This is a genomic window from Variovorax nivicola (assembly GCF_051216475.1).
Taxonomy (GTDB): domain Bacteria; phylum Pseudomonadota; class Gammaproteobacteria; order Burkholderiales; family Burkholderiaceae_C; genus Variovorax.
This window is the reverse complement of sequence record NZ_JBPJZK010000001.1, coordinates 725,603-750,578: the sequence shown is the minus strand read 5'-3', so window position 1 is coordinate 750,578 and position 24,976 is coordinate 725,603. Positions and strand designations below refer to the sequence as shown.

Below are 24,976 nucleotides of genomic sequence, written 5' to 3'. Positions count from 1 at the left end.
CTTGCCAGCCATGCGGCGGGCATGTTATTTAACATAATGCACATTGTGTTATTGGGCGGAACCAAGCTACGGCGTTGCTTTATCCGGCTGCTTCAAGATCTGGGTGGTCAAGGTTTCTTGCCTGCGAATTTGAGTTCTTCTATAAAAGGCTGTTGGGCAAGCGAAGCGCGTCAGGCCGAAGGCAAGCGTCGAGGAGCTGTGGGCAAGTCACGCACCCCGAAGGGGCTGTCCACAGGCTTGTCCTGTGGGCAGGTGACTTGTCCATAGCGGACGGGCAAAACACCGTTTCGAGATCTCATTGAGTTCAACAAAGCCGAATCACAACGATGCTCCACGAAGGGATACAGAAGCGACCCATCGCGCTTGACAGGCATTTTCGCATTCGGTTTTGGGCTACCGCCTGGTCAGAACTCGTCAATGTGGGTCTTGCCCCATCGACCCGACGAGATCGACTTTCTCACGTTGACGCTCTGTACTCTCACACCGACGAGGCACATGGCGACGGAGCCCTTGATAACGCGTTGAGCGAGCTGGACGTCGGGCGCGTTCAGTCATTTCTCGAAGCGTTTCTGCTCTCTTTGCAGCTTGGGACGCAATCGACACCACCAACGCGTGTCATCCGCTGGAAGACTGCCTTTGGATTTGTTCGCTGGACATTACTTGCCCTGGGCTCGGTTGTTGACAGCCAAGAGGCGCTACAGGCTCTTGACAGGAGGGTTCAGGCGCTTAGCCAGCTATATGGCAGTCTTCGACCTCGTCGTCGCCTTCCTGCACATGTTGTACGAACAGTTCCCACGGCTGTGCTCGAGGAGTTATGGGAGCGGATCACACCAGGTGCGACGACCAATCCTTTTCGAGATGAAGCGCTTCAGTGGAGAAATCTCGTTTTGTTCAGCATGCTGCTGCTTCTCGGCCTTCGATGTGGTGAACTGCTCTCCGCAGCTTCCGACGCAATCAAGTCAGAGCGATCACGAGACGGACTCATGCGACATTGGGTCAACATCCAGTTCAATAAATACGAGGACGATCCCAGGTCGACACCTGCATCAATAAAAACTGGGAACTCCGTGCGGCAGTTGCCCATTTCAAACCAAATGGAGGCGATGGTTGCCAACTACATCATGAACCATCGCGGTCGAAAGGACAGCAGTTATCTCGTGCTCAATCGATATGGAGCGCCGCTTTCCACGCGTGGCCTCAGGCGAGTCTTTGAGACCTTGACTTTGAGTCTTACACCCGCTGCGCGGAGGTTGTTGCGAGATCGAACTGGAATGGAATGGCTATCGCCCCACGATCTTCGCCATACCTGTGCGGCCTTCAGAATGCAACATCTGATTGACACAGGCACCGCGATGGAGGATGCAATGCAACTAATGCGCGCATTTTTCGGCTGGTCGCACGAGTCGCAGATGCCCAAGCTGTACGCGCGAACTGCATTCGAGTCAAAGCTGAACTCAGTGATGGACAGCCATTTCAATGCTCGCGTGGCTGCGATGAGAGACCTTCAGAGGAAAGAATGACGCTCGTCTCTCAAGTCCAGAATCCACGGGACGGCACGCTTCACTCGGCCCTCTCGGCTAACTTACCAAAGTTGCCTTCTGTACTGCGCTACGAAGACGACTATGACGGCCGTATTCACGCGATCAAAGAACCTGAGATCCTTGATCACTGGGAGATCGTAGAGAACGGATTCACTTCCAAGCTGAACATGACAGGCCACACGCCAACCATTCGGCGGCTCACGAGATGGCTCGTCGCAGATACATTGACTCATCTAGCGCCAGCCACCGCTGCCTTCTACGGAAGAAATCTCCTCAATATTGACAGCAACATCATTGAATACTTGATACTTGCTGGCCCTCTCTGTGTCAGAGAAGCTTGGCATGATCAGTTTCCCAAAGCCTTGGATGGAGGGAAGGCTCGCGCAGCAAAGTCGCTTTTGCGACTCTGCTGCGCGTTGCACATACTCGCATGGTCACCGGAATATATGCCGCTGGTCTCAAGCCTAAGGGAACCTCGCCGCGATCCATATAGCAAACTGAGAGAAGGCGATGCGTTTCTTAACGTTGATGAAGAGAGCATCTTGGTCAGGCTATTTGATCGCACTGCGCATCAAATTCTGATCGAAGCTAGCTCGGTTTCGGAGGTCGAACTTCAGGACATCGGGATGCTGCTCACCGGCTACCAGTTCGGGATGCGGCCGGTGCAAATCGGACGGCTAGCGTTGTCTGGGTATACAGCTCGAACTCACGAGTCTGGTGAGGTCAGTGTGCATCTCTCGTTTCCGATGGCCAAGCAACGCTCTTCGGTCGCACGCTCTCTCACTCTCAATCGTCGTGTAAAGCGCGAATGGGCGCCGATATTTGTGGAACTGCATCGACGCAGAGCACAAAGAGCTGAGCATCCTTCTGAGAAACTTTTTCAGCATTCATCTGCGCGCTCAGTTGGGGAGCATATGCGCGAAGCCCTGAAGAAAAATGGCCTTCCTGGGCGCAGTGCATATTCATTGCGGCATACCGCTGCACAACGCCTCGCAGATTCTGGCGCAAGTGCTGAAGAACTCGCAGAGTTTTTGGGGCATTTGACTTGGAGCACATGCTTGGTCTACTTCGAAGTCTCGCCAGCTCAAGCTGCTCGAGTCAACAAGGCTCTCGGGATCTCTGAGACATACAGACAAGTCCGAACTATCGCGGAGCAGCGATTCATATCATCGGATCAGCTTGCGGCTCTCAAGGGAGATAAACAGATCGCAGGAGCTCCACACGGAATCCCCATTTCTGGGATTGGTGGCTGTGAAAGTGGGCAACCGGCCTGCCCTTTCAATCCAGTCGTGTCGTGCTACGGTTGCCCGAAGTTTATGCCGGTTTACGACATATCCGTGCATAGAGGCACACTCACGGCCATGCGCTCGATCGTCAAGATCTTTGAAGAAGCGTCAAGACTCGAAGCTGCATCGCCAGCGTTCATGCAGCTGCAGCGAACAATCGCCGACATTCAGCAGGTCATACTTGATGCGGAGGAAAGCGATGCTCAGCGCTGAATCTCTCTCCGACACTGAAGGGGTGCCGCCCTCTTCTTTTCAAGCCTATATTGCGACCGGGAAGCGACTGGCCATTGATCGCGGATTGCAATGGGCGATCATATTGAATGCTCACGGCGAGTGTGAAAGAGACGAAGCCTGGGATATTGCCGCACTAACTGGGCGTCCGAAGCGCGGCCAATTGCTGCGGCAATTTGGCCCTCCCGCGTCGATCAAGCTTGCAGGAGAACGGTTGAATAGCTCGGGCGAGCTTGCGATCAAAGTTCGCCTATGCCCAACAGAAGCTTGGTGTGATTTGATGAAGTCGGTTGCGATTCGATCGATAGCAGATGGACTGACGCCGATACACGTGCTTGGACAAGTCCAAGCTCTTCGAAGCATCGCAGCTTGTACAGCTTCAGAGCCCTGGGAGCTCCGCGGTGAGGACCTAAGGATCGCACTGGCGGCTGCGGCGAATTCTGAAGGTGAAGGTGGCGCGCAGGAGAAGATCAGAACGGCCATCCGGCGCGTGTTTGATCGACATCACATTTCGGACTTTGGCCCGCTGGCTTCTTATGTTCGAGACGTTAAGGCTCACGCTCTACCGAAACGGTCCAAATATCTGAATGAGCATCGACTTCAGAAAGAACTGGCAGAGCGCAAGAACTCCGATCGGTTGCCCGACCGAGACGCGTTCTGGGAATTTGTTCGTATCGTGTTTACTGAGAAGCCGCAGACGTTCAATGACTTCATGCGTTTCTCGATCGGCAAGCTCTTGATCTTTACTGGTCTCAGAGTCGGCGAAGCGACCGCCCTCCCCTTGGACTGGCGGAGGTATCGCGAATATGTGGACTTTGACGGTACGCCTGCGGGGCAAAGAGGCGGATATTCCACCGCCTCTTTGCTTCGCTTTTTTTCGGAGAAGCAAGGCGAAGCAGTTGCTTCGGGCTCTGTCCTTTACGAAGACCTTCAACCTGTGCCGTTAATGTTCGCGGAGCAAATCACGGAAACACTAGATGCAGTAGTCAAGGCTACACAGCCGCTTCGAGAAACCTTGGAACTCCAGACACGGACGGGTCGTCCTCTTCCATGGTTTGCTACAGACCAGTGTGTCGACGTCCAAATTCTGTATCCGATCCTCAGTGGAAATCCCTACTGGCTTGATGTCGATGTCGCGCACATGGATCGACTAACCGCGCGCTATGTCGATTCTTTATTTGATCCTATTGTGTTCAAGGAGGCGGAAGCATTGCAGTGGAAGGAGATTGGAGGAAAGAGGAGCGCCGCGTTCTACATGTATTTTCATCGCCTCAAGAGTGATGGCACCATAAAGCTACGAGATCGAAATGGAACAGAGTTGAGAGGCAGGATCGATTGGGACCATGTCTATCTACATATCGGTGAGTTGGAGGACTATCTGCGGACCCGGATGACCACGAAACTCTCAGATGTGTACACGCTGCCAGTCTCGGGTGGAGGATCGATGCGCTCCCATGAGTTTCTTTTCCTCCAGCCGAAAAGATCCTTGGGGGAGGCACGAAGTGGTGCCCCGGTTGACGTGTCCAGATACTTTTCAGTTGGTGTCATGGAGCCCACTTCGATCCAGATCGCTCTGGGTGGAACGCAGGATCATCGCTCGCTCTTCGAAGCGTACGGCCAAACCGAGGCTGATAGAACTTTGCGTGTGAACACACATGCCTTTCGGCATCTACAAAATACCGAGCTCTTTAGGCTCGGCGTTTCCGATGCGATCATCACAAAGCGGTTCAAGCGGCGTAGCGTCGCTGAGAGCTACGAGTACGACCATCGAAGCCTTCAAGAGCAACTGGACCAGATGGAACTCCCCGAACACTGGGACACCATACTCGGTGGGAGCAAGGCTGCGGAGGTCGGAAAGATGATCAAGGCAGGGATTGCAAACGGACCAATCGTCAACGAGTTCAAGGCAATTCAGAAGGCCGACGGCGAAGACGCGGCATTGAATTTCTTGCGTGTTGAGGCGGACGGTTTTCATTCAACGCCGTACGGCCACTGTCTCAACAGCTTCACGGTAGATCCCTGCCCCAAGCACCTCGAGTGCTTTGCAGGGTGTCGGCACTTGTCAGCCACGAACCTAACGGAGAACCGTCGGCATCTTGTTGAGCTTCGCGGGCGATTGAAGAGCGCGGTGGAAGCAGCATCCGAACGACCACCCTCCTCCATCGGTCGCACGAATCAGATTGCACACGCGCAAGCCCGACTCGACGGAGTTGAGCGCTTGCTTGCGACACCACCTGGCCAGCAAGCTTTTCCTGAAGGGAAGGACTTTTCTCGCCCCGAAAGAGGGAGTGTTTTGGATGGGTAGACGAAAAGCGGATGCCGACGATGAGGAACTGCGCGAAGTTCTTGAGCAACTTCTAGTCGAAGACCTGGACATCACCGCTCGGGCTGTCACACGTCGACATTCGCAGCTCGCGAATGCTTCGGCAGTCGTCCGAAGTCCTGAACGATCCGCTTTGCTAAAGCTGTACCAGGAGCGGCAAGCACATACGCGCTCGCTGGTTCGGCAGATTGGCAAGAGGTCGTCTACCGAGGCTGCGCGAATGATCGAGGATCGAGATCAGGAAATTGCGCGATTGAAGGAAAACCTCGCGGTATTGGTCGAATCACACAGACTGATGCTCGTCGCGATGGGTGAGCTCGGAGGCACCAAGAAGTTGGTGCAGCTCTACGAGCGGCATCGCGAGACTCGAGAAAAACTCGCCAAGTTGCACGCGATCCGCTGAGCACGTCAGGGCTGTTTCACTCACCCAATGAGCGAACGTATCTACGAAATACCCAGCCAGACATCTCGCGGCCTTCGACACTGCGCCAGGTGATCAAAGCCCAGTCGGATGTCGTTGCCTCGAGGTGTACGATTTCCCCCTGTCTTATCGTGCCGACCACGGGGGATAGATTGCGAGCATTCAGGTGCACCTTGAGTGCCTTGATAGCAATACGACGATTTTGTAGAAAAAGCGGGGGGACGTCGTTTTCCCTGATTGCTTTCGCGATTTCACGAGCCATGGCTCGGCGGTCCTCCTGTTGAGAAGCCTTTCCCAACAAATCCTTCACGTAGTAGTCCAACGGAGCGGTCAGCATCCAAAGCACGATTCCAATGAGGATCTGTAGCCAAATCTCGGGGCTAACACGCTGCGCAAGAGCGAGAAATAGGTTGCTTGCAGTGTTTGCCGTAGAAGGTGCGCTGGAGCCGTCGTGCAATCCCGAGTCGACGACGACTTGGCGAATGGTCTGGATCTGTGATGGCGCTACCGTCAGGCCAGCGGCCTCGATTGCAGATGCGAGGCCGTCGAATTTGTGTTGTGTCAGCTGAAAGACGCTGAGCATTCGGGCGATGGGATCATCAGCATTGCCCTCGCCCAAGATGCTTCCGACCGGCCCCTTGGGCATCAGAGCATGCACCCACCTTTCATGCCCCGTCAACGCAGCGACACCCGCGAGGGCTGGAAAGGATCCGGCCCCCAGTGACGCTAGCGCGGCGCTTCGACCAATTAGGTCGTTCGAGAGAGCACCCATGTGCAGCGACTTCAAGGCGCTGGCCGCAAGAGTTGTCGCGTTCAGCGATTTCAAAAAGTCGCTTGACACGATGCCGATGTTCAACGGCTTCATCGCGTGGCTGAGGGCCGTTGCTGTATTCAGTGACTCAAAAAGCTTGCTCGGAAAAATCCCAGCGTTCAGCGCCTTCGTCGCAGCCCCGACACGCGTGATCACGTCCAATGACTTCATGAGGTCATTGCCTATGCTCATTGATTTCAACGTGCTCGAAAACAACTTGCTGCCACTCAGCGCGTTGATTTTGTCGCCTATCTGCGAGCTCGATTGCAATGCCTTCAGCACCTGGTACGGCTCTTTGGCCGATTTTTTTGGGGGCGGCAGTTCCGACGATCTCTCCTCATCCATTTCGACCTCCATCTGACTCGTTTTTGTGCCGAAGATCACAAATGAAACGCCAAATTCCTCGCGCCCATAGTGCACGTTCCTTGGGTTGCCAAGCAAAGATACCACTCCATGGTCCCGCTGTGCGGTGAGCTGCGCCGCAACGAATTGCCGCAGGTTCCGCCCGCATGTGATGCGGGCCTGTTGCCCATCCTGTGGAGCAGCAACACCGGCTCGGAGGTGATGACCCGCATTGCCGCGCCCATGGTGGGCGGCATGGTGACCGCACCGCGGTTGAGCATGCCCGTTGTTCCTGCCACTTGGTATTTGTCGCGCATGCCCGTTTGTCTGCTGTTTCCATTTAACCCACTGAAGGAGTCGTTCAATGAAAGTCTTGCATCCCCTCGCATTCGCGCTGCTCGTGGCATCGGCCGCCGCCGCCCAGGCCCAGATGTCGAAGGACGAGATGTCGTCTATGAAGACGCCGGCCCCGGGCCAGCAGGCAGCCTTGATGCTGACCGAAGCGGTCGTCCAAAATACCGATGCCACCGGCGGCGTGATCGTGCTCAAGCACGGCGACATTCCCAACATCGCCATGCCCGCCATGCCCGCCATGACCATGGGCTTCGATGTGGCCGACAGGAAGATGCTCGACCCGTTCAAGCCCGGCGACAAGGTCCGGTTTCATGTAGAGATCATCAAGGGCAAGCCGACCGTGACGCATTTAGAGGCAGCGCGCTGAGCTGATACGATTCTTCTTCCCGGGAAAACAGCCTCCCGGCCTGCAAAGATTGACGGTGTCCCGTCCAAGCGCTGACGACTCATAACGGAGTTATCCGTGGACACCGTACTGCCTGACGCACCCCCTGCGCTTCCGCGCCCCTCCAGCCCATTTCCTTCGCCGAAGCCCTGCGCTTCGGTAAAGTGTCGGCGGCACTGCAGTGGTGCTGCATGCCGCATCGGCAGCCGCGCGTTGAAGAACAAAGGGATGCGGAGCATCGCCGCCGCCTTGAAATACTCACCAAGTCAAGCTAGATGAGTAGCACTTCCGTGCCTCGTACGCGGATGGGTCTCGCGCGCTTGTTGCCCGCTGGCGTCGATCCCGGCGCCTTGCCCTTGCTCGCCGCGCGGGGGCTTCGCGCCTTCGGCGACGGGTACATGGCGGTGCTGCTGCCGGTCTACCTGCTGTCCATCGGCCTGGGCACGCTGGAGGTGGGCATCGTGAGCACGGCGACGATGCTGGGCTCCGCGCTGGCTACGCTGGCGGTCGGCGCCTGGGGATACCGTTTCCCTGGCGGCCGGCTGCTGCGCGGCGCGGCCTTGCTGATGGCGGCCACGGGTTTGGGCTTCGCAGGCTTGGCATCGTTCTGGCCCCTGCTGGTCGTCGCACTGGTCGGCACGCTAAACCCTAGTTCTGGCGACGTGAGCGTTTTCCTTCCGCTGGAACATGCTCGCCTGGCCGCGGCGGCTCAGGGTCACGCGCGAACCGCGCTGTTTGCACGCTACAGCCTCGTTGGCGCGCTGTGCGCCGCGCTGGGGGCCTTGGCTGCCGCCGTGCCCGACTGGCTGGTGCGACACAGCGAGTTCGCGCGTCTGGACGCGCTGCGAGGGATGTTCCTTGTGTACGCCGCGATCGGGCTGACCGTCTTCTGGCTCTATCGGCGGCTGCCGGCACACACATCAGCCAGTAACCCAGACAGTCCGCATGTCGCGCCAGCCCCGCTCGGGCCGTCACGTCGTGTGGTGGTGCGACTGGCGGCGCTCTTCAGCGTCGACGCCTTTGCTGGCGGGCTGACGGTCAACGCGCTGATGTCGCTGTGGCTGCTCGAGCGGTTCGGCTTCTCGCTCACCCAAGCGGGCGTGTTCTTCTTCTGGACCGGCTTGCTGAGCGCGGCATCCCAACTCGCCGCGCCGGTGGTTGCGCAGCGCATCGGGTTGCTCAACACCATGGTCTTCACGCACCTCCCGGCCAACGTCTGCCTGGTGTTGGCTGCACTGTCGCCCAACCTGCCGATCGCGCTGGGCCTGTTGACGATCCGTAGCGCGCTGTCGTCCATGGATGTCCCCACGCGGACGGCTTACGTGATGGCTGTCGTGACGCCAGCCGAGCGTGCTGCGGCAGCGAGTTTCACGGCGGTACCCCGGAGCCTGGCAGCGGCCATCAGTCCGACGATCAGCGGAGCGCTCTTCGCCGCCGGATGGATTTCCTTGCCGCTCATCGCGTGTGGCTTGCTCAAGATCACCTACGACCTCACGCTCTGGCGTGCCATGCGACGGGATCGACTGGATGGGGAGTAGGTACGCAAGGTGCTCCTGATCTGGAGCGCTTTTCGATAGGCAGGAAACACCTGTGCGCGCGTGCCTTTTACGCCGGATAGCGAACGATCACAATGATCGTCATGAAACGCCTCTCGGATGATTCTTCAGGCGGCCGCTCGAAGATGCGGACTGCATTTCGCCAAATCGAGCGGGCTGTCGCATCGGTGCTGTGGTCATCGGCGCCGCGGCCTTGATCGGCTGGTTGGTTGTCGAGCTATACGTCAAGGTGGTCACTACGGACTGACTTTGGCTCAGGTTCTAGACCACACCGGTGGCATGCAGCGATTGAATGCCGTGATAGCCGACGTAGAGCCCGACCAGGATGATCAGGGCACTCGATGCATACGGAGCCCTGCGCGCGAACGTTCCGAAGCCGGAGAAGCGTTTCGACGCGTGCTTCACGCCCAGGGCAGCGACGACGCCAGCGGCAACCATCGTGATCGCCAAGCCGACGCTGAAGCAGAGCACGAGGGACGCTCCGAGGGTGAAGCGCTTGAGCTGCAGGCACAGCAGCAGCACCGTGATGGCGGCAGGACAGGGAATCAGGCCTCCCGTGAGGCCGAACCCGATGATCTGTCCGGTGGTGACATTGCGGCTCGCAAAGCGACGCTTGATGTCGTTGGCGTGCGCCCGTTCGTGCGCATCCTGAAAGCCCGGATCGGAGACATCCAGGCCATGGTCTCCGTGATCATGGCCGTGACCATGTTCGACAAATTCCACATCAAAGCTGTGTGCGTGGCCACCGTGCGCAATCGACAGTCTGACGGTGAACTCGTGCGGCTCGGGAATCTCGTCGACCGATTCGAGATAGCCGCCCTTGCTGGCCAGAACGAACGCTTGACGCTCCCCGCTAGGACGTTGCGTTTCGATGGTGACGGTCTGGCCTTGCGGCACAGTGTCATGCCCCTCGAATCGGACGCGGAATCGAGGCGGAACTCCATCTTCGAACACTTCCAGGTCAACGATTCCATGGCCGGTATCGATGCGGCGCTTCTCCTCTCCATGGCCGTGATGATCATGCCCATGGTCGTGATCTGTCTCGATCCGCTCACGCTGCTGTTCGCGGTAGGTCCGCCAGAGCATCCAGAGCGCAATCGCGATGATCAGCACCGCCGAAGCCACCTGAAAGTAGGGCTCGGTCTCCTCGGCACTCCAGTTGCGGCCGAGGTAGAGGCCACCCATCGCGACGGCCCAGACAACCGCCGTGTGCGAGAGCGTTGCCGCGAGTCCGAGCAAGACGGCCTGTCCAACCGTACCCCTGACCGCAACGATGAAGGCAGCCATCATCGTTTTCGAATGCCCGGGCTCCAGGCCGTGCAGGGCACCCAAGAGGATCGCGGACGGGATGAAGACCCAGGCGTTTCCGGATTGAAGAAGTTGAGCGAAGTTTTCCAATTTGGCGTCCTACTCGCGCTGTCACGGAGTGATGTTTGCTTGCCGTTCAAGTACTGCTGAGTGCGACCTGGTTCGGTCGACGTATCCTATCCCCCCCGAGGGGATGCAGCAATGGAATCCCGGAGACTCTGTGCGGGCTAGAGGAGCTGCGGCGCCACGTCGCCGGAACAACTGCGCAATTTGACGTACACAGCATCGCCCGCTTCAAAGCGGGTACGTGCAGGCAAGGCGACGATGCGCCTTCTGAGGTGACCGAGGTCCGCATACGACAGCAACGCGAATGTGCCTGTCGTCAGTTGCTCGGTTGTGGCAGTGCTGCGACAATCGCTCGGCGCAGCACCCCGGAGCGTCGAGGCAGTGCCGACTTCCTCCACCCGGGCCTTTCGCCAACCATCGTTGAAGGCGTACCTGCCTTCGTAGATGGTGGCGCAGCCGGACAGCACACTGAGGACACATGCAAGCGCACCCAGCACGCAACAGCGTCTGAAAGTCATGCTGATCCTCTGTGCGCGGCCAGCTCGACGTTTACTTGCCCGAGAAATTCGAAGCGATGTAGTTGCCAGGCAGGCTGAGGAAGACGTATAGCGTGCTCTTGTCGGCTTGCGTGACGGCGGCGTTCTTGAAGCTCACCTTCCACTCCTTGCCCTTCTTGCCGTCGATCTGTTCGACCTTCTCCACCTTCACGGCTTCCCAGCTCTTGTCGAGCTTGCCGCCACTGACCAGCGAGGCCTTGCGCTGGGAGGCGCAATCGACAGCGACCTTTTCCGATGCGGGCGTGTTCCCGTGGAAGTGGCAGCTGCCGCCCTCCGAAGCCATGGTGAAACCAGCGCCGGCGAGGGCTGCAAACGAGGCCAGGGCCATCGCGATTCTCTTCATTGAGTCATCCTTTCTTGATGATGGTTAGTCGAGGGAATCCCTGCCAGGATCGGCAGTCTTTCCAATCTCCATGTCCTCGTGCGTGTGCTTGTGCTCTTGGTCAGGGAAACGAAAACCGTTGGGATCTGAGTCGTGCTGGTAGCCATGCAGTTGCATGAGCAGCAGCAACACGCCGGCATAGACCAGCGCAAGGTTGGCGGCGAAGCTGAAGCGCCGGAATGACGGGCGATGACGCCAGAGCGCCAGCAGCGCAACCATCACGGCCAACGCGGCGATCTGGCCGATCTCGACGCCGAGGTTGAAGCTCAGGATGCGGATCAGCATCGAGGTGCTGTCGTCGCCGAGCGGCAGCTGCTGCAGCCGCGTCGACAACCCGAAGCCATGCAGCAATCCGAAGCCGAACACTGCGACGAGCAGGTTGGGCGACTTCATGTCGAAGTACTTCTGAAAGCCGCCGTTGTTGTCGAAGCCTTTGTAGATGACGCTGATCGCGATGATGGCGTCGATCAGGTAGTAGTTCCAAGTGATCTTGAAGTACGTCGCGAACACCAGGGTGATGCAATGGCCCAGTGTGAAGACGGTGACGAACTTGGCCACGTCCTTGAAGCTCGTGAGAAAGAACACCACGCCGAACAGGAACAGCAGGTGGTCGTAGCCGGTGAGCATGTGCGTGGCGCCGAGGCCGACGTACTGCAGGTAGCCGCCGCTGAGCATGCGCTGGCGGTCGGCTTCGGAGATGCCGTGGGCGAGCACGTCAAAAGGCAGGCCGATCATCAGTGCCAGCACGGCGAGTGCCAGCAACGCGAGTTTCCTGTGAGGGATCAACATCAAATCTCTTTCAATGGATACAGGTTCGAAAAATGGACGGGGCAAGGCGCACTCACTCGAGCGCCAGGTCCCAGATCAGGTGCGCATCGATGAGGAGCCGATAGGTCGCACGCAGCGCATCGGCACGCGCCTCGAGCGCGGCGCGGGACGCCTCGAGGAACTGGCGCCGGGCCAGCAGCAGCGATTGCAGGTCCGCTTCTCCCAGCGAGTACGCGCGCTGCGTGAGGCGCGCGCTCTCGCCAGTGGCCGTTGCGCCCCGTTCGGAAAGGTGCCAGCGTGCGAGATGGCCGGTGGCGTCCGCGTAGGTCTCGGCCACCGCCGTTTCCAGCTCGCGCTTCTGGCGATCAACGGCTGCGCGCGCCACCTCGACTTCCTGCAGCGCCTGCTTCATGCGCTCGTCGCGGTAGGTGCCGCTCAACGGAATGCTGACGCTGACGCCCACGATGCGTTCCTTGCGGAAAGCCTCCGACGCCGCGAAGACACCGACGGTCGGATCCGGCACGCGGTCGGCCGAGGCGCGCGATGCGGCCAGTTCGGCCTTACGCAACTGCCCTTCTGCAATGCGCAATGGATCGGCGGCTTCCAGCACGCGCTCCAGCCACCGAGCCTCTGCCTCCGCCGGCGGGCGTGGATCGGCCATTGGCTGCGCGGGCAGTTGGGCGCCCGGGAATCGAACGCGCAGCTTGGCCCGTGCCCTGGCGAGGTTGGAGGCCGCCAGGCTCGCCTGGCGCTCCACGTCCGCGAAGTCGGCCGTGGCCACGCTGACATCCAGCGCCGAGGCATCGCCCGCTTTCTTGCGGCTCTCGACGGCTCTCAGGTTGGCCTGCGCAAAGGACTGCTGCTCCTGGAAGAGTGTCTGAGCCTGTACTGCAGAGAGCCCGTCGATCCACAGGTCCAGCAGGGAGCGCGCGGACTCGTGGACGGCCTCGCCGACTTTGGCCTGCGCGATGACCTGTTCCGTTTCGCCGAGCTGTCGGTCGAGATCCGCCTTGCCGTTGATGCGGATGGGACGCTCCAGCTGCGCATGCCACTCCTTGGAGGCGGGGCCGCCATCGTCGAAGCTGCGCCGCTGCACGGCGAGCCGGGTCGTCCATTCGTTCGGCGACGCGGCAATCATGGCTGCCGAATGGCCCGCAGCCGCCTGGGCACTGCGGGCCTCGCGGACAGCCGGATCCTGTTCGATCCACTGCCGCGCCACGATGGTGGAAGGCAGGTCGGGTGGTGTCACCTGGTTTTCAGCGAGCACGGGCAAGGCCCAGGCGATCATTGCGATCCCGGTCCACAACTTCATATGATTTCTCCCTCGAAGGCCACGGGCGAGGCCCAGTAGCGGATGCCGGTGCCGGCAAAGTCGCGTTGAACACGCTCGAGCAGCTGCGCCAGGTCCTGCTCGCTCAGCAGGACCTGGATCTGCATGGCGCGGCTGCGGCCCATGACCTGCTCCTGCGCACTCAAGCGGCCGTGCGGGGCACCGTGGCTGTGAACCTGGACGCTGGTGAACACCTCGCTGCCTTCGCTCTCCAGCAAGGCGTCGAGCAACTTTTCCTCGACCGCGGGCGGGCAGATCAGGTTCAGGCAGTACTCATGCATGACGCACCTCCAGCGTTGGGTCGTCGCGCTGATCGCGCGCGTAGGCGAACCGCAGGTACAGCAGCGGCAGAAGAGTCAGCGTCAGGGCGGTGGCCGTGATCAAGCCACCGATCACCACGATCGCCAGCGGGCGCTGGATCTCGGAGCCCGGGCCGCTGGTGAAGAGCAGCGGCACCAGGCTGAAGGCAGTGATCGCCGCCGTCATCAGCACCGGCCTCAGCCGCCGTCGGGCGCCCTGCGTGACGCAGGTGACCAGGTCGTGCCCTTCGGCGCGCAGTTGGTTGAAGTAGCTCACCAGCACCACCCCGTTGAGCACCGCGATGCCCAACAGTGCGATGAAGCCGACCGAGGCCGGCACCGACAGGTACTCCCCAGTGACCCAGAGCCCGACGATGCCGCCCACGAGCGCGAACGGGATGTTGCTGAGCACCAGCAGGGCCTGGCGCACCGACCCGAAGGTGGTGAACAGGATCAGGAAGATGAAACCGATCGCCAGTGGCACCACGAGGGTGAGCCGCGCCGCAGCACGCTGCTGGTTCTCGAACTGTCCACCCCAGCTGATGCGGTAGCCGGTGGGCAACTTCACCTCGGCCGCCACTTTGGCCTTGGCCTCGTCGACGAAGCCGACCAGGTCGCGTCCGGTGACATTGGCGATCACCACGCTGTAGCGACTGCCCATCTCGCGGTCGATCTTCACCGGGCCGCTCTCGCGCGTCAGGGTGGCCAAGGTTTCGAGCGGAACGCTCTGGCCATCGGACGTGGTGATGCGCAGGGCTGCAAACTCGGCCGGCGAGATCTTCACGCTGTCGGGCCCGCGAATCACGATCGGAACGCGCCGGTTGCCATCGATCACGGTGCCGGCGCGCTGGCCCTCGATCTGGACCCGCAAGGCATCCTGCACGTCTTCCACCGACAGGCCGTAGCGCCCGGCGCTCAGGCGGTCGACGACCACCCGCAGGTACTGCACGCCGTCGTTCTCGACGGTGTACACGTCCTGGTTGCCTGGCACCGTCTTCATCAGCGTCTCGACCTGGCCCGCCAGCTCGTTGAGCTTGTCGAGCTCGGGGCCGAAGATCTTGATGGCCAGGTCGCCGCGCACGCCGATGATCATTTCGGACACCCGCATGTCGATCGGCTGGGTGAAGCTGTAGCTGATGCCAGGCATCTGGTCGAGCACCTCGCGAATACGGGCGACCAGCGCATCCTTGTTGGCCAGCTTCCATTCGGCGCGCGGCTTGAGGACGAGAAAGGTGTCGGTCTGGTTCAGGCCCATCGGATCGAGGCCGATCTCGTCGGAGCCAGCACGCGCCACCACGCCCGTGATCTCGGGGATCTGGCTCATGAGGGCCTGGTGGATCTTCAGGTCCAGTGCAGCGGTCTCTTCCAGGCTCACCGAAGGCAGCTTCTCGATGCCCACGATGATGTCGCCTTCGTCCATCGCCGGCAGGAAGGTCTTGCCGACTTGGGTATAGACGCCCGCGGCCGCGGCGAGCATGACGCCGGCCACGATGAACACGACCTTCTGGTGACTCAGCGCCCAGCCAAGCACCGGTTCGTAGAGCTTGAGCAGCTTGCGCGGCAGCCATGGATCTTCGTGCGCGACCTTCTTCAGCAGGAATGACGACAGCACCGGGATGACCGTGAGCGACAGCACGAGCGAGCTGAACAGCGCGAACACGATGGTCATCGCCACGGGCACGAAGTACTTGCCTTCCAGGTCCTGCAGTGTCAGCAGCGGCAGGAACACGGTCACGATGATCAGGATGCCGGCGGACACTGGAACCGACACCTCGCGCACCGAGCGCAGCACCACATGCAGCCGCGGCAGCTTGCTGTCCTCCTTCTCGCGGCTGATGTGCTGCACGATGTTCTCGACCACCACGACCGCGGCGTCCACCAGCATGCCCAGCGCAATGGCCAGGCCGCCCAGGCTCATCAGGTTGGCCGACATGCCGACAGCGCGCATCAGGATGAAGGTGCTCAGTGCGGACAGCGGCAGGATGACGGCGACCGCCACGGCCGCGCGCACGTTGCCGAGGAAGGCGCCCAGCAGCACCAGCACGATGATCGTCGCCTCGATCAGCGCGGTGGACACCGTGCCGACGGCCTTCTTCACGAGCTCTGCGCGGTTGTAGAAGACCTTGATCTCCACGCCCTTGGGCAGGGTGGGCTTGAGCTCGGCAAGCTTCGCCGTCACGCCCTCGACCACTTTCTGGGCGTTGGCGCCTGCCAGTCCGAGTACCAGGCCTTCAACCGCTTCGGCCTTGCCGTCCTTGGTCACGACGCCATAGCGCGTGACGCTGCCATCGCGCACCTGTGCCACGTCGCCCAGCCGTGCGATGTTGCCGTCCTTGCGGCTGATCACGATGGCGCGCAGGTCGTCCGCGGTCTTGATGTTCCCTTCGCTGCGCACCAGCAGCACTTCGCCGCCTTCGCCGAGCCGGCCCGCGCCGTCGTTGCGGTTGTTGGCTTCGATGGCGCTCTTGAGCTGCGCCGTCGATACGCCGAGCGCCGAGAGCTTGACGGGGTCCGGCACCACCTCGAAGCTGCGAACCTTGCCGCCCAGCGCGTTCACGTCGGCGACGCCCGGCACCGCGCGCAGGGCCGGACGAATCACCCAGTCGAGCAGGCTGCGCCGGTCCTCCAGCGACATCCCGTCGGCTTCGACGGTGAACATGAACATTTCGCCCAGCGGTGTGGTGACAGGCGCCATGCCGCCGCTGATGCCGGTGGACAGATCGGCCGAGATGTTGGCCAGGCGCTCGGACACCTGCTGGCGGGCCCAGTAGATGTCGGTGCCGTCCTGGAAGTCCACCGTCACGTCCACCAGGCCGTACTTGGACACCGAGCGCAGCATGCGCTGTTGCGGGATGCCGAGCATCTCGACCTCGATCGGGCCGGCGATGCGGCTCTCGATTTCTTCCGGCGTCATGCCGGGCGCCTTCATGATGACCTTCACCTGCGTGCTGGACACGTCCGGGAAGGCATCGATCGGCAGATTGCGGAAGGCATACCAGCCAAAGCCCGCAAGCAGAGCGGTCGCAAGCAGCACGAACAGGCGCTGCGACAGCGCGAACTGAACAAGACGGTTGAGCATGTCAGTTGCTTCCGCTCTTGCCGAGCCATGCCGCCTTCAGTGCGATCACGGAGCCGGTCGCCACCTGCTGGCCAGCGCGCAGGTTGCCCGTGACCTGGACCGACTGGCCCGCGCTGGAGATGACGTTGACCGGCTGCGCGACGAAGCCCTTTTCGGTTCGGACGAACACGTAGGCCTTGTCGTCCTGACGGGCAATCGCTGGCAGGGGCAGCGCCCAGCCGGCGGTGTTCTCCGCGAACGGAACCTTGACCTGCACGACTTCGCCCGGGCGCAGCAGCTCGCCGCCTCCTACCACCCGGGCGCGCAGCGTGACCGTCTGGTTGTCGCTGACCGTGGCACCTACCGACATCGGTGTCGCGCTGGCTTCGCGGCCGACCACCGTGATCGAGCCCGCGGTCTTGCTCGAGAGGGCCTGTTGCTGGCGATCGGATGGAATCTGGATGTCGAGCCAGAGCTGCGACGTGTTGACCAGGCGCAGCAGGGAATCGGAGCCCTGCACGCGCTGCCCGGCTTTCACATCGAGGCCGACGACTGTGCCGGCGCTTCTGGCGCGCACGACGAGGCCGTCCTGCAGGTTGCCTGCGTCTCCCATCTTCCGAATGGCAGCAGGATCTACCCCGGCGAGGCGCAGGGAAGCTTCGGCAAACCGCAGGCGGGCCGCAGCCTCCTGGTTGGCTGCATTGGATTCCTGGACGCGCCGCTCCGGAGTGATCCCCTCGGAAAAAAGCTGGCGTTCGCGCGCGGCGGCCTGACCGGTCAGTCTGGCCTTGCTGACCGCCTCCAGCAACTTGAGCTGCAAGTCGCCGTACTCCGGGCTGCTCAGGCGCAGCAGCGGCTGGCCGGCCTTGACGGGCTGCTGCTCGTCGACGAGCAGCTCTTCCACCCGCCCGCCGAACGGGGCGCTGATGACTTGGTTGCCGCTGGGAGGCACCACCACGCGGGCGGGATAGGCCATGCCGCTGATCGACGATGGTTTTTCCAGCGGCGCGAGCGTGATGCCGAGCGCCTGCATCTGTGCGGCGGACACCGGGAACTCGGCGGTCGATGGCGTGGCCGCAACGGCGCTGGCCACCATGAGAAAACCGGACACGCAGCCGAGCGCGGCACGGCGGGCGAGCAAATAAGACATAGAAACTCCACGAGAAAGCGATCCCGCCGCGCAATCAGGCGACGAGGAGAAGGCAGCGCCGCAATGGCGCCGCCAGGGCTTCAACCGTGGAGCGAGGGCGGCGCGCGGCCGTCAGGAGGAACGGTTCGAAACAGCGGGATGGGCACCCGCTCTCGACCAGGGCGCCAGCGCACGAGCGCTTCGGCCACGGGCTGTGTGATGAGCCCGAACAAAACGAACAGCGGCACAAGCGCCAGGAACTTCGGCGCGGAGTCCGGAGTGGCGAGCTGGATCGGGGTGCCTTGAAGCGCCGACATCGAGTGCCCGCCACCGTGATCCGCGTTGTCCGAATCGACATGCAGCGAATGGTCGTCGTCTTGAGCCACTTGCTCGAAGGACGAGTGGCCCACATCCAACTGGCCGGCGTGGCTCGAGTAGGCCTCGGGGCCGCTTTCGTGGTGATGCGCGTGGAACGGCGAACTGATCAGGTCCACGGCGATGACCAGCACCAGCAACCAGCGCACGAGCAGCATCACCCCGGCCCTGGCGGGGGCGATCGACCTCGACAGTTGGACGGTGCTCACGCTCACAGGTACTTCGTGATGTCTTTGAATTCAGCGATGGCGGTGCCGAAATCGCGAGGCGACTTGGCGACCTCTTTGAGGCAGTGATCCAGGTGATCGTGGATCAGTAATTTCTTGGCGGCGCTGATCGCCTTTTCGACCGCATGCAACTGCTGCGCGACGTCCGCGCACTCACGCCCGCTCAACATCATCTCGATGACGTTCTGCAGGTGCCCGTTGGCACGCTTCAGGCGCTTGATCAGGTCCGGGTGACTTTGGTGGAGGGGTTCGCCGTGCACACCGCATCCTATCAGGGGGGATACAAAAAGCTCCAACAGGTCCGCACCGCGAAGGGGAATTCGTTGCGCGCAGGCTCGCTCGACGAGATGGCGAGCGAGGCGCGATGCTGGAGCCTAAGAGGCCGATTACGGGTTCTGGGCTTACGACGTGCGCCAGCCAACACGGTGCCCGGCTGCTGTCGCATCGTGACGGGCATCGTCCTCAGTGTGCAGATAGATGCTGGTCGTACTGATGTTGGCGTGCCCCAAGTTGTCTCGGACCACTTTGAGGTCGACTTTTTCGCTCAGATGACTTCCGGCTGTGTGGCGGATCCAGTGCGTCGACGCCTGCTCGAGGTGGGTGGCCGCAGCTTCGAAGTCGGGACCTCGCTGCCGCAGCGCGGCCGCGGCAGCGTGCATCACCCCTTTGACGAGTTCGTGGATGGCGCTTCGTGCCATTGGCTTGATCGGCGCGATCAGCGTCCTCACCAGCGGCGTGTCTTCGCCCTCCAGCGGGAGCGGACTCAAGGCACAGACCTTGCGGTAGCGCATCAACTCGGCCATCAATTCGCCCGTGGCCGGCACCAGGCGGGTCTTGTTGCCTTTGCCGGTGATTTCAAGCCACCAGCGCTCACGCCCATCGGTGCCGCGATGGCTGAGGAATCCGCCCATGCGCGCGTCGCAGATCTCGGACACGCGCAACCCACCGATGTAGAGCAGTGAAAACAGCCATCGGCAGCGCGATGCATGATGCCTTTCGCGTTCGCTGGACACGGGCATTCCTTCGATCGCGGCCTTCACCAAGCTCCAGTGTTCCTCTGGCAAAAAGCGGCTTACACGAGGTGCCGCCTGCCGGCGCTTGCGCCGGCTCAACGCCAATGGATTGCCGGCCAGGTACCCGGCCTCTACGAGCCAGGAGAACATGGCGTTGAGGATCGACAGCGCTTGGCGCTGGCTCGAGGCGCCCAGAGGGCCGGCGAATGGTCGCCAGAGGGATGAGTTTCGACTGGGCCGTTGCACTGCCTGCATGACCCAGCGTTCAACTGGTTGGGGATCGCCCAGGAACCGTTGATAGAGCAACAGATCCTCGTGCGTGAGGTCCGAGAGGGCCACGCCGCGCTGCAGGAGGCTCCACAGCATGAGTCGTTCGGCTTCCTTGCGATAGCTGGCGAGAGTGGCCGGCGAGTCGACGTAGCGCGCCAGCCAGGCCAAGACCGCGCTGCGGTCATCCACCGCCGCCAACTGCGAACGCCCGACGGCGCGATTACGTCCACGGCTGCCATCCAAGTCTGCGGGGATGGTCATCTGATCGAAGCTGACGAGTGCATTCATGGTGTCAAGCTACGCGCGAAATCGAAACGGGATTGAGTTTATGGACATTAGAAGGGTTATGTCCATAGATTAGGAGTTAATTCAATAAATTCAACGTATTACGTTGTAATATTTATTAATGAACACTGAAATCGAACTTCAGAGCGACATCGAAGCCCTTAGGGGGCGATTTACGGAAACAAAAGACCTCTACCGCGAGGTTTGCGCGTTGCTGTTCTTTCGCTATGGCGTCACTCCCACGGCGAGCAAGCTGTACCAGTTTGTGCGCAAGGGCTCGATGAGTGCGCCGGCGGAGGCCCTGGCCAAGTTCTGGGAGGACCTGCGCAGCAAAGCGCGCGTCGAAATCGACCATCCGGATCTGCCGCCCGAACTGAAGACGAGTGCAGCGGAAGCCATTGCCGATTTATGGCGGCAGGCCACGGCCGCCGCGCGCCATGAACTCGCGGCGCTGCGCGTGGAGGATCAGGCCGCGGTCGAGCAAGCTCAGGGTGAGGAAACCCGGGCCCTCCAGGCGGCAGCAGAGGCGCTGGCCAGCGCCGATACCCTGCGTCAACAGTTGGGCGCGGCTCAGGAGTCGCTGCAGCAGCGGCAAACGGATCTGGAGGTCGAGCGGCGCGCCCATGCCGGCGCCGCGGCCAGGCTGCAGGATCTGCAGCGCCATCTGGAGGAAGCGCGCAACCAGCAGGAGCGGGTTCGGGCGGATTTCAGCGCGGAGCTGGCCAAGGCACGAGCGGCCGTGGACGTCGCGAACGGCCGTTCGGATGCCGCCGAACGGCGCGCGCTGCTGGAGATCGACCAGGAGCGTCAGACCCGGATCAAGGCTGACAAGCAGCTCGAGACGCTGCGCGGCCAATTGGCACAGACCGAGGGTCGCCATCGCGAGAGCATGTTGGCCCAGGCCGACACCGTCACGCGGCTGCAGGTCAAAGCCGATGCGGCCGAGGATTCGCAAAGAGAGCTGACGGCCAGCAATCGAAGCCTTGTTGATGATCTGCAGGCAACACGGGAGCGCCTCGCAGTAGCTCAACAAGAAGCGACGCAGTTCAGAGCCGAAACACAGACACTGCGTGCCCTCTTGGAGCGGCTTTCGCCGCCGGAACCGGCGCCGCCACAGGGGGCGTCGGCATCAAAGACCGTCAAGGCCGGCGCGCGAAAAGCACGATAGACAGTCCCGTCTCCGACGGGGCTTCGAAAACCAGAACACAACGAGGATCTTCCGACATGACATTGCCGTCGACGTACTACGACTTGGTGTGCCAGCTACGTCCCTACGTGGTGGACTTTGCCGAACAGGATGCGATGGATCTGTTGGATGAAGAAGAGCCACCCGCATCCATCCACAGCGTTGACGACTTTGAAAGCCGGTTCGGCGAGTGCATGCAGGCGCTCGAAGAGCAGGCGCTAGGACCCTGGGCACGTCAGACGGGCCGCAGCATCGACTTCCTCAAGCAGCATTTGCCCGACGAGCAGGCACGCACGTCGCTCACCAGCCTCTACGCCACCGCGATGCTGGAATACCACTGCGCGGTCAATTTCATGCTGGCGGGCAGGAAGACCTTTCACTTCAGCGACAACTTGGCAGAGCATTTGGCGCATACGGAGATCAACCTGAAGGCTGGGATGGTCGAGCTGCCTTTCACGACCTGCCTTTTCACCTTCACCTCGCGCGCGGTGATCAACGCGATGCACGACACCCGACTCGGCTCCAGCAGCGGTGCAGACCCAAATCGGAATGTGGCTGGCCTGGATTATTCAGCGCCGATCTCGGCATTTCTGACGGTACACGCAGCCGATGCGGGTTTGCCGGGCCGCAAACTAGTCATTGCGGCGTGGCACGCGCGCGTTCCGGGCAATGTCTACTACGCGATCAAACGCGAGCTCTATCTGGGCGACGACTGGACGCTGGAGCAGGCCCTTCGCACGGAATGGGAGGCACTGAGCCCGCAGACGGCGACGTCCGGCCTGAACATCGATACGGTCGATGGCGTTGTCTCACACCAGGGCGACGAGGCTTTCTACACCGATGGCTTGTTGTTCTACAGGATCCTGCTGAACGCTGTGCTCTACCTGTCTTCCAGCCAGGCCGAACTGACTCCTCGGCTCAGCCCCAGACCCTCGCGCGACGAGATCGAGAGCATCCGCTCCGACAAGAAGTGGCGCAAGGCCAAGCAGGCAGCGCTTCGGATGTCAGAGCTTGACTACGACGAAGTGGGCCAGTCTGTGGGACGCATTGTGGTGCAACGTGGCATCGAGCCGGCTATTTCGGAAGGTCGCCCCGCGGGCAACAGCCCTCTGGTGCGCTTCATGGTCCGCGGCCACTGGCGCCGGCAGGCGCACGGTCTCGCAGGCCAGGAGCGAAAGCTGATCTGGATCGCCCCCTTTTACAAGGGGCCCGATCTGGCGGCCTTGATCAACAAACCCTACGTGGTGAAGTGATGACTCTCGAAAGTCAAGATCCATTGTCCTCGACCGGGCGCAGCGGCATGGTTGAGCTTGAGGAACTGGAGGCCCGGTTCGCTCTGGTGACTCAGCAGCTCCTCGACAGTGACTGCCGTTGCCCTCCAGCATTGCATGCCGTGCGTCGCCGCACCTTTGCAAACGGCTCGCACCACCACGTGTTGCAGTGTCAGCATTGCGGCGAGCAGCGCGGTAGCCCGCTTCGCGCCAAGGACGCCGAGGCTCGCCTCGCAGGAATGACCGCGCAAGAGTTCGACCCGGCGATCGCGCAGACCTATGCGGAGCACCGCAGGGCGATCGTGACGGAGTTCAAGGAGTTACAGGCCTTGGTGACAGAACGTCGTGGAGGATGGGCTGCACTGATCGCCGCCGACCGAGCGGAGGAACGCGCAAAACTGGAGCGCGTTCAAGCCCTTGTTGCGCAATGCGCTGCCGACATAGCGGCCGAAGTTGGCGAACAAAAAACCGCCGATATTCTGGCCACACAGGCCATCGCGCTGCGCAGAAAACTGCGTGATGCGCTCTTCGACGCAACGACCAGATTCACGTCGGAGGCCGAACTGAAGGCGTGGCTGGTGGCGCATCTGTCCGAAGACTTCGAACTCCACGCAGAGGTGGCGGGACGCCATGTGGCTGAGGGCGTACGCGTGATCATCGACTACCTGGCCTATCCCAAGCCGCACCTGCTGGCAAATGGTTTCGCGCCGGCGCATTTCGGCATCGAGGTGAAATACCTCGGCCAAGCCGACGGTTTCTCACACAAGGCGGCGCGGGGGCTTTGGCAGACGGTGAGCTACACGGACTCCGAGTTCTACCTGGACGACGTCACGATCCGGCCCAAATTCGCGCTGCTGTTCAGCAACATCTCGTTTGAAAGCGAACACCAGTTGCTCAACCGCCTTGGCATGGAACTCGAGAACGATCGAGCGCTGTGGAGCGGGCTGCTGCAGCTGGCGAACCACGCCAATGTCGGGACGCTGGAAATCAAGGGCTCACGCGATGCCTGGAAGGGTTGGAAGATGGCGTTCAGCGGCGGAATGTACTTTTACAGAAACCACTACATCGGCAAGTGCGAGTACGGTCTCTCGAACCCGAGAATGATCGAGAAAGTGCGCGTCGGGAATTTTTAGCCAAAAGACACACCATGAAAATCCGCACATTGCAGACGGCGCTCGTTGATGCCACGTTCTCCCTGGCCGGGCTCGGGTCGCTGGGCTTTGGCCTTTACTTCATGGCCAACAAGGAACTCGCACTTGCTGTGACAGCGCTTGGAGCTGGACTGGTTCTCCTTTTGGCTGCAACCATTGACCGCTTCGAATCCCTGAAGGGCTTGGGGATGGAGGCCAAAACGCGCACGTTGAAGGAGACGATCAATCAGGCGCAGGTTGCAATCGATCAGCTGAGGGACCTCGCCGAGGTCACCGGAGGAACTTTGCTGTCATTGACCAGCGCTGTCGGGCGGTGGGATGCGGCGCCCAGCGTGGCGGAGGCCCACAAGCTGTCGCGACAGGTGCTTCGAATTCTTCAAAGCCTGGGAAGCTCTCAGGACGTTATTCGAGCGGCGCTATTGCCTTGGGCAAAAGCTGCCGCCATGGATCTTTTCCAGGCCCAGCTTCAACGACTGCACGAACTCATCAGCGCGCGGGTGTCCGCGCTTGATGCGGAAAAGGTGAACCTCTCCTCGCCTGAGCAACTGAATTTCGCAAGGAGGGCGCAAGAAGCGGGGGCATATCCCGGTGTGTACGCCGCCCGTTTGCCCGAGTGGGATCTTCACGAGTATGAAATTCGGGTACTGGAAATGTTTGACGGCGCTCCATTGCTCGAGGACGGAGCACGCGCCAAGTTCAGACCAGAGTTCGTGGCTGCAGCCGCGGAATTCGGTTTCCTGGCGTCAAATCTCGACTTCCGCAACAAGATGTTGTGGAGCCGAGTGCGGCAACCAGTGTGATTTGCGAGTCCTATGAGTCGGCAGCTCCGGCCGCCTTGCGCAGGGCACGTAATTCCAAGCGCGCAGACTCGCGGATTTCTTCCCGGTCCAGTTCGACTGCAGTGTCGTCGACCCAGGTTTCCCAGAGGCTTTCGAGCCAGGCCTGCCGGGTGCTGAACGCTTCGACTGCGTAGTCGAGCCAACTGGCATAACCGGCGGGCGGTGGCAATGGTTTCTGAATGGTGAAGAGCGTTCTCCTTGGTGACGCAGTG

23 protein-coding genes and 1 pseudogene are annotated in these 24,976 nt (G+C 61.1%); 11 read left to right on the top strand and 13 right to left on the bottom strand.

Features of this window, described 5'->3' with window-relative positions:
* Positions 1-521 precede the first annotated feature (521 nt).
* From ACSFBF_RS03570 to ACSFBF_RS03555, 4 genes are read left to right on the top strand one after another with little or no spacing between them, the layout of a single operon-like run.
* Complete coding sequence (locus ACSFBF_RS03570) at positions 522-1,520, top strand: tyrosine-type recombinase/integrase (protein WP_435464950.1); 999 nt, start codon at positions 522-524, stop codon at positions 1,518-1,520.
* The gene (locus tag ACSFBF_RS03565) at positions 1,517-3,040 is read left to right on the top strand and encodes a tyrosine-type recombinase/integrase (protein WP_435464949.1); all 1,524 of its coding nucleotides are present in this window, start codon (positions 1,517-1,519) and stop codon (positions 3,038-3,040) included. The genes ACSFBF_RS03570 and ACSFBF_RS03565 overlap by 4 nt, the downstream gene beginning before the upstream one ends.
* Positions 3,027-5,363, top strand: coding sequence for a hypothetical protein (locus ACSFBF_RS03560; protein ID WP_435464948.1), 2,337 nt, complete (start codon positions 3,027-3,029; stop codon positions 5,361-5,363). Before ACSFBF_RS03565 ends, ACSFBF_RS03560 begins: the two co-directional genes overlap by 14 nt.
* Positions 5,356-5,784: a hypothetical protein gene (locus ACSFBF_RS03555; RefSeq protein ID WP_435464947.1), complete on the top strand. Its 429-nt coding sequence runs from the start codon at positions 5,356-5,358 to the stop codon at positions 5,782-5,784. Before ACSFBF_RS03560 ends, ACSFBF_RS03555 begins: the two co-directional genes overlap by 8 nt.
* 16 nt (positions 5,785-5,800) lie before the next feature.
* On the opposite strand, the gene ACSFBF_RS03550 is transcribed toward ACSFBF_RS03555, so the two are convergent.
* Positions 5,801-7,054, bottom strand: a complete 1,254-nt coding sequence (locus ACSFBF_RS03550; protein ID WP_435464946.1) for an SH3 domain-containing protein — start codon at positions 7,052-7,054, stop codon at positions 5,801-5,803.
* A 75-nt stretch (positions 7,055-7,129) separates the two neighbouring features.
* Here ACSFBF_RS03550 and ACSFBF_RS03545 point away from each other — a divergent pair.
* The 3 genes and pseudogenes from ACSFBF_RS03545 to ACSFBF_RS03535 form a co-directional block, all read left to right on the top strand.
* Positions 7,130-7,276 (top strand): annotated as a pseudogene (locus ACSFBF_RS03545) (cation transporter); the annotation flags it as partial.
* A 43-nt stretch (positions 7,277-7,319) separates the two neighbouring features.
* On the top strand, positions 7,320-7,676 hold the full coding sequence (locus ACSFBF_RS03540) for a copper-binding protein (RefSeq protein WP_435464945.1): 357 nt from the start codon (positions 7,320-7,322) through the stop codon (positions 7,674-7,676).
* A 293-nt stretch (positions 7,677-7,969) separates the two neighbouring features.
* Positions 7,970-9,232: an MFS transporter gene (locus ACSFBF_RS03535; RefSeq protein WP_435464944.1), complete on the top strand. Its 1,263-nt coding sequence runs from the start codon at positions 7,970-7,972 to the stop codon at positions 9,230-9,232.
* A 279-nt stretch (positions 9,233-9,511) separates the two neighbouring features.
* Here ACSFBF_RS03535 and ACSFBF_RS03530 read toward each other — a convergent pair whose 3' ends face one another.
* From ACSFBF_RS03530 to ACSFBF_RS03480, 11 genes are all read right to left on the bottom strand, one after another.
* Positions 9,512-10,648, bottom strand: a complete 1,137-nt coding sequence (locus ACSFBF_RS03530) for a nickel/cobalt efflux transporter (RefSeq protein ID WP_435464943.1) — start codon at positions 10,646-10,648, stop codon at positions 9,512-9,514.
* Between the two features lie 137 nt (positions 10,649-10,785).
* Positions 10,786-11,142 (bottom strand): hypothetical protein, encoded by a 357-nt coding sequence (locus tag ACSFBF_RS03525; RefSeq protein WP_435464942.1) that lies wholly within the window; start codon positions 11,140-11,142, stop codon positions 10,786-10,788.
* A gap of 31 nt (positions 11,143-11,173) precedes the next feature.
* Positions 11,174-11,524, bottom strand: a complete 351-nt coding sequence (locus tag ACSFBF_RS03520) for a DUF6488 family protein (RefSeq protein WP_435464941.1) — start codon at positions 11,522-11,524, stop codon at positions 11,174-11,176.
* A 24-nt stretch (positions 11,525-11,548) separates the two neighbouring features.
* Positions 11,549-12,352, bottom strand: a complete 804-nt coding sequence (locus ACSFBF_RS03515) for a HupE/UreJ family protein (RefSeq protein ID WP_435464940.1) — start codon at positions 12,350-12,352, stop codon at positions 11,549-11,551.
* A gap of 52 nt (positions 12,353-12,404) precedes the next feature.
* A complete protein-coding gene (locus ACSFBF_RS03510) occupies positions 12,405-13,643 on the bottom strand; it encodes a TolC family protein (protein WP_435464939.1) in 1,239 nt (412 codons plus the stop codon).
* Entirely contained in the window at positions 13,640-13,942 is a 303-nt protein-coding gene (locus tag ACSFBF_RS03505; protein WP_435464938.1) for a DUF3240 family protein, read from the bottom strand. Before ACSFBF_RS03505 ends, ACSFBF_RS03510 begins: the two co-directional genes overlap by 4 nt.
* Positions 13,935-17,039 carry an efflux RND transporter permease subunit gene (locus ACSFBF_RS03500; RefSeq protein ID WP_435464937.1) on the bottom strand — a complete coding sequence of 1,035 codons (3,105 nt, stop codon included), beginning with the start codon at positions 17,037-17,039 and terminating at the stop codon, positions 13,935-13,937. Before ACSFBF_RS03500 ends, ACSFBF_RS03505 begins: the two co-directional genes overlap by 8 nt.
* A gap of 1 nt (position 17,040) precedes the next feature.
* Positions 17,041-18,168, bottom strand: coding sequence for an efflux RND transporter periplasmic adaptor subunit (locus tag ACSFBF_RS03495; protein ID WP_435464936.1), 1,128 nt, complete (start codon positions 18,166-18,168; stop codon positions 17,041-17,043).
* 80 nt (positions 18,169-18,248) lie between these two features.
* Positions 18,249-18,731 carry a hypothetical protein gene (locus tag ACSFBF_RS03490; protein WP_435464935.1) on the bottom strand — a complete coding sequence of 161 codons (483 nt, stop codon included), beginning with the start codon at positions 18,729-18,731 and terminating at the stop codon, positions 18,249-18,251.
* A gap of 2 nt (positions 18,732-18,733) precedes the next feature.
* On the bottom strand, positions 18,734-19,009 hold the full coding sequence (locus ACSFBF_RS03485) for a metal-sensing transcriptional repressor (protein WP_435464934.1): 276 nt from the start codon (positions 19,007-19,009) through the stop codon (positions 18,734-18,736).
* A 141-nt stretch (positions 19,010-19,150) separates the two neighbouring features.
* The gene (locus ACSFBF_RS03480) at positions 19,151-20,320 is read right to left on the bottom strand and encodes a tyrosine-type recombinase/integrase (protein ID WP_435464933.1); all 1,170 of its coding nucleotides are present in this window, start codon (positions 20,318-20,320) and stop codon (positions 19,151-19,153) included.
* A gap of 118 nt (positions 20,321-20,438) precedes the next feature.
* Between ACSFBF_RS03480 and ACSFBF_RS03475 the strand changes: the two genes are divergently transcribed.
* Genes ACSFBF_RS03475 through ACSFBF_RS03460 form a run of 4 tightly spaced genes read left to right on the top strand, consistent with a single transcriptional unit; the run spans position 20,439 to position 24,725 of the window.
* Entirely contained in the window at positions 20,439-21,485 is a 1,047-nt protein-coding gene (locus ACSFBF_RS03475) for a DNA-binding protein (protein WP_435464932.1), read from the top strand.
* 56 nt (positions 21,486-21,541) lie between these two features.
* A complete protein-coding gene (locus tag ACSFBF_RS03470) occupies positions 21,542-22,756 on the top strand; it encodes an AcrVA2 family anti-CRISPR protein (protein WP_435464931.1) in 1,215 nt (404 codons plus the stop codon).
* Positions 22,756-23,907, top strand: coding sequence for a hypothetical protein (locus ACSFBF_RS03465; protein WP_435464930.1), 1,152 nt, complete (start codon positions 22,756-22,758; stop codon positions 23,905-23,907). The genes ACSFBF_RS03470 and ACSFBF_RS03465 overlap by 1 nt, the downstream gene beginning before the upstream one ends.
* 14 nt (positions 23,908-23,921) lie before the next feature.
* Positions 23,922-24,725 carry a hypothetical protein gene (locus ACSFBF_RS03460; protein ID WP_435464929.1) on the top strand — a complete coding sequence of 268 codons (804 nt, stop codon included), beginning with the start codon at positions 23,922-23,924 and terminating at the stop codon, positions 24,723-24,725.
* Positions 24,726-24,735: 10 nt separating this feature from the next.
* Here the strand turns inward: ACSFBF_RS03460 and ACSFBF_RS03455 are convergent, their stop codons facing one another.
* Positions 24,736-24,933, bottom strand: a complete 198-nt coding sequence (locus ACSFBF_RS03455; RefSeq protein ID WP_435464928.1) for a hypothetical protein — start codon at positions 24,931-24,933, stop codon at positions 24,736-24,738.
* Between the last annotated feature and the right edge of the window lie 43 nt (positions 24,934-24,976).

What these genes read in the sequence shown, in the direction of transcription:
- ACSFBF_RS03565 (WP_435464949.1), top strand. Translation starts at nt 1,517, where the DNA reads ATGACGCTCGTCTCTCAAGTCCAGAATCCACGGGACGGCACGCTTCAC.
- ACSFBF_RS03560 (WP_435464948.1), top strand. Translation starts at nt 3,027, where the DNA reads ATGCTCAGCGCTGAATCTCTCTCCGACACTGAAGGGGTGCCGCCCTCT.
- ACSFBF_RS03555 (WP_435464947.1), top strand. Translation starts at nt 5,356, where the DNA reads ATGGGTAGACGAAAAGCGGATGCCGACGATGAGGAACTGCGCGAAGTT.
- ACSFBF_RS03540 (WP_435464945.1), top strand. Translation starts at nt 7,320, where the DNA reads ATGAAAGTCTTGCATCCCCTCGCATTCGCGCTGCTCGTGGCATCGGCC.
- ACSFBF_RS03535 (WP_435464944.1), top strand. Translation starts at nt 7,970, where the DNA reads ATGAGTAGCACTTCCGTGCCTCGTACGCGGATGGGTCTCGCGCGCTTG.
- ACSFBF_RS03525 (WP_435464942.1), bottom strand. Translation starts at nt 11,142, where the DNA reads ATGACTTTCAGACGCTGTTGCGTGCTGGGTGCGCTTGCATGTGTCCTC.
- ACSFBF_RS03520 (WP_435464941.1), bottom strand. Translation starts at nt 11,524, where the DNA reads ATGAAGAGAATCGCGATGGCCCTGGCCTCGTTTGCAGCCCTCGCCGGC.
- ACSFBF_RS03515 (WP_435464940.1), bottom strand. Translation starts at nt 12,352, where the DNA reads ATGTTGATCCCTCACAGGAAACTCGCGTTGCTGGCACTCGCCGTGCTG.
- ACSFBF_RS03510 (WP_435464939.1), bottom strand. Translation starts at nt 13,643, where the DNA reads ATGAAGTTGTGGACCGGGATCGCAATGATCGCCTGGGCCTTGCCCGTG.
- ACSFBF_RS03505 (WP_435464938.1), bottom strand. Translation starts at nt 13,942, where the DNA reads ATGCATGAGTACTGCCTGAACCTGATCTGCCCGCCCGCGGTCGAGGAA.
- ACSFBF_RS03500 (WP_435464937.1), bottom strand. Translation starts at nt 17,039, where the DNA reads ATGCTCAACCGTCTTGTTCAGTTCGCGCTGTCGCAGCGCCTGTTCGTG.
- ACSFBF_RS03495 (WP_435464936.1), bottom strand. Translation starts at nt 18,168, where the DNA reads ATGTCTTATTTGCTCGCCCGCCGTGCCGCGCTCGGCTGCGTGTCCGGT.
- ACSFBF_RS03480 (WP_435464933.1), bottom strand. Translation starts at nt 20,320, where the DNA reads ATGAATGCACTCGTCAGCTTCGATCAGATGACCATCCCCGCAGACTTG.
- ACSFBF_RS03475 (WP_435464932.1), top strand. Translation starts at nt 20,439, where the DNA reads ATGAACACTGAAATCGAACTTCAGAGCGACATCGAAGCCCTTAGGGGG.
- ACSFBF_RS03470 (WP_435464931.1), top strand. Translation starts at nt 21,542, where the DNA reads ATGACATTGCCGTCGACGTACTACGACTTGGTGTGCCAGCTACGTCCC.
- ACSFBF_RS03465 (WP_435464930.1), top strand. Translation starts at nt 22,756, where the DNA reads ATGACTCTCGAAAGTCAAGATCCATTGTCCTCGACCGGGCGCAGCGGC.
- ACSFBF_RS03460 (WP_435464929.1), top strand. Translation starts at nt 23,922, where the DNA reads ATGAAAATCCGCACATTGCAGACGGCGCTCGTTGATGCCACGTTCTCC.